4 protein-coding genes are annotated in these 2,980 nt (G+C 71.7%); 2 read left to right on the top strand and 2 right to left on the bottom strand.

Going from position 1 to position 2,980, the window contains the following annotated elements; genetic code table 11:
• The first annotated feature begins 281 nt into the window (after positions 1-281).
• Complete coding sequence (locus tag AC1D01_RS27875; protein ID WP_477872188.1) at positions 282-956, top strand: ribosome-inactivating family protein; 675 nt, start codon at positions 282-284, stop codon at positions 954-956.
• A 9-nt stretch (positions 957-965) separates the two neighbouring features.
• Here the strand turns inward: AC1D01_RS27875 and AC1D01_RS27880 are convergent, their stop codons facing one another.
• Entirely contained in the window at positions 966-1,499 is a 534-nt protein-coding gene (locus AC1D01_RS27880) for a hypothetical protein (protein ID WP_477872190.1), read from the bottom strand.
• A 153-nt stretch (positions 1,500-1,652) separates the two neighbouring features.
• On the opposite strand from AC1D01_RS27880, the gene AC1D01_RS27885 reads away from it, so the two are divergent.
• The gene (locus tag AC1D01_RS27885; protein ID WP_477872192.1) at positions 1,653-2,102 is read left to right on the top strand and encodes a hypothetical protein; all 450 of its coding nucleotides are present in this window, start codon (positions 1,653-1,655) and stop codon (positions 2,100-2,102) included.
• Here AC1D01_RS27885 and AC1D01_RS27890 read toward each other — a convergent pair.
• Positions 2,018-2,980 (bottom strand): ATP-binding cassette domain-containing protein (locus AC1D01_RS27890; RefSeq protein WP_477872194.1); only part of this gene is annotated, 963 nt, incomplete at its 5' end. The genes AC1D01_RS27885 and AC1D01_RS27890 overlap by 85 nt on opposite strands.

Genomic DNA, 2,980 nt, shown 5'->3' on the forward strand with positions numbered 1-2,980 from the left:
GAACACGCGCAGTCCGCAGCGTTCGCATGACAAGGTCTTCATGCGGCGAGCATAGGAGGCCGCCGCAGCACGATGCGGCGCCGCAGCGCCCGTCGGCGTGTAGGACGAATGCGCATTCGCGGCCTCTTCCCCAGGCTTCCCCCCAAGGAGGGGAGTGGCCATCTCCCTCACCCTGATGGGCGGGTTTCAGCAACTGTCATGCAAGCTCCACCACAATCGCCGTTCAGGTCCGTGGACGCAGAACAGGACCGCAAGACATCGCAAGAAAAGGGGAACGGCCGATGATGTTCACGCTGCGCATGGCGCCCGACTGGGCGGAGCAGGTCCGCAAGATCCGCGAGGCGGTCACCGAAGACACGCACCTGATCCGGGCCGACAACGGCTTCTACCGCATCTGCCGCGCGGGCGATGCGGGCTTCCAGGTCCGCGTGCAGCCGGGCAGCGGCACCCGAGGCGTGGAGCTGAGGTTGCGCGAGAGCGACCTCGAGGTGACGCACATCGACGGCGCACCGTTCGAGCCCGGCACCGCCCGTGTCGATCCGCGCCGGCTGCAGGCGCCCGCGCTCGACGAGGCGCTGCTCGCGTTGCAGCGCAGCGCCGGCCCGCAGCGCTTCGAGGCGCAATCGCTGCTGGTGCTGTGCGTGGCCGGATCGCTGCGCAGCGACGTGCTCGCGGCGAAGATCGGCCAGTTGCTGCGCGTCGTGGCGACCGGCCTGCCCGGCGTGGCGGCGCAGTGGCCGGTGGGCGAACTGCTGCAGGAGGCGCGGGCCTGGGGCCCGGCCTGCGAATCGATCTTCAACGCGATCACCGGCACCGCGCGCGGCATCGCGCTGAAGCGCCGCTCGGAGCTGACGCCGCTGCAGCGGCATTTCAGCGAGCGTGTCGAGCTGGCGAAGATCGAGCCGGGGCTGCAGGCCGCGGCGCGCAGCATCCAGGTGCTGAAGCGGCCGAAGTGACCTGAGCTTTCAGGGCACCGCGCGGCAGCCGGTCAGCAACTCCAGCAGCCGGGACTGGATCGCCTGGCGCGACGACGACTTCGCGAACTCGCTGCGCGCCATCAGCTGCGCGCCGGCCGGCGTCTTGCGAAAGCGATCGACGGCGGCGACCTCTTCCTCGGTGTACTCGACGATCGGCGATGCGAGCGTCTCGCCGGCATCGAGCCGGGCCTGCGTCACGCTGCGCTCGGCGTACTTGCGGCCGGCCGGTGTCGCGAGGAAGGCCTCGATCGCGTCGATCTCGGCCGCGCTCCAGTTGTCCTTCACGGCGCTCTCGAAGACAGGCACCAGCGCGCCGGCTTGCAGCGACTGGACGCAGGTGGCCGCGTCGACAGTGATCTTGCCGCCCTGGCGGGCTTCGCGCATCGCGCTCTGCACGCCGAGCAGCGTGGAGCGGGCGAGCAGCGTCGCGCTGGCGGTGGGCGTGGCCGCCCTGCCGGGGATCGCCTGGGTGGCGAGCAGCGCAGCGAAGACGGTGGCAGTCAGGGGGGTGGTGATTCGCATCCGGCGATTTTCCCGCATCTGGCGCGACCGTCCGCAACGCAAGGTAAGCAAGCCGCGTAGGCGGATCCTGCGCACCGTTCGGCCCGCCGTCCGACAGACTCCGGCCTCGAGGATGAACAGACTTCAAGGATCCACTGCTTGAAGGAGCCGTTCATGAAGACTTCCACTTTGTTGCCCACTTTGTTGCGCTCGTTCGCGCTGGCACCGCTGATGGTGCTGAGCGTCTCCGCCAGCATGGCCGCCGACAGGACGGCCCCGCAAACCGCCCGCGCCCGCTTCGAGCAGGACAGCGCCGTCTGCAACAGCGGCCGCTCGAACCAGGACCGTGCGACCTGCATGCAGGAGGCGCGCGCCGCACTCGCCGCGGCACAGGGCGGCCGCCTGCCCGATCCGGATCCCAGCCTTGCCCGCAACGCGACCAGGCGTTGCGCCGCATTGCCGATGGAAGACCGCAAGGATTGCGAAGCGCGCATGCAAGGGCAGGGCACGACCAGCGGCAGCGCCGCGGCCGGCGGCATCTACCGCGAACTGGTGACGCGCACCGTCGGCCCGGTCGAGAACGCGGCCTCGGCCGTGATGCCGGCCGATCCCGAGCGCAAGTGATCGGCTGAACACGCCGGCCACTGCCAGCGGTGGCTTGGCCGCAGCGCCTCGATGAACTCCGCATCGTGGCTCGCCACCAGCAGCGCGCCCTCGAAGCCCTGCAGTGCGCGCTGCAGTTCCAGCGTGCTGTCGAGGTCGAGGTGGTTGGTCGGCTCGTCCAGCAACAGCAGGCAGGCCGGCTGGCCGCGCCACAGCGCGCAGGCGAGCGCGGCCTTCAGGCGCTCGCCCGCACTCAGCGCGCCCATCGGCAGCGCGACGTGTGCCGCACCCAGGCGCAGCTGGGCCAGGCGGGTGCGCAACTCGGCGGGCGGCAGCGGGCTGTCGAGATCGCGCAGGTGCTCCAGCAGGGTGCGCTGCGCCGGCAGCGCGGCCGCACCGTCCTGGTCGAGCACCGCGAACGGCACATGCAGCGTCGCGCTGCCCGCGGCCGGCGGCAGCAGGCCGGCGATCACCCGCAGCAGCGTGCTCTTGCCGCAGCCGTTCGGGCCGGTCAGCGCGATGCGCACCGGGCCGCTGAACGACGCGTCGCGCACCGGCGTGTCACCGTGCGGCAGCTGGAGCTCGTCGAGGCGCAGCACCAGCTTGCCGGGCACGACGCGGCTGGCCGGCAGCGCGACGAACACCGCCGGCTCCTGCGCGACGCGCCGGGCCGCATCGCGCACCGCAGCGTCGAGCGCGTGGCGGGTGCCGGTATCGCGCTTCACGTCGCGCGCGTTCGTGGCTTCGGCCGTCTCGCGCATGCCGTTGATCGTGATCGCCGACAGGTTCGCGCTGCGGGCGCTGCGGCGCGCCTGCGACTGCTTGCGCTGCCGCGCGTCGTGCTCGCGGCGCAGCCGGGCCAGCGTGGTGTCGCGCTCGTTGCGCGCATGGGCGAGCGC

Source organism: Rhizobacter sp. P3_B12, from assembly GCF_056402895.1.

Bases quoted from the DNA above. Each gene is read 5' to 3' on its own strand.
- AC1D01_RS27875 (WP_477872188.1), top strand. From the start codon at position 282: ATGATGTTCACGCTGCGCATGGCGCCCGACTGGGCGGAGCAGGTCCGC.
- AC1D01_RS27880 (WP_477872190.1), bottom strand. From the start codon at position 1,499: ATGCGAATCACCACCCCCCTGACTGCCACCGTCTTCGCTGCGCTGCTC.
- AC1D01_RS27885 (WP_477872192.1), top strand. From the start codon at position 1,653: ATGAAGACTTCCACTTTGTTGCCCACTTTGTTGCGCTCGTTCGCGCTG.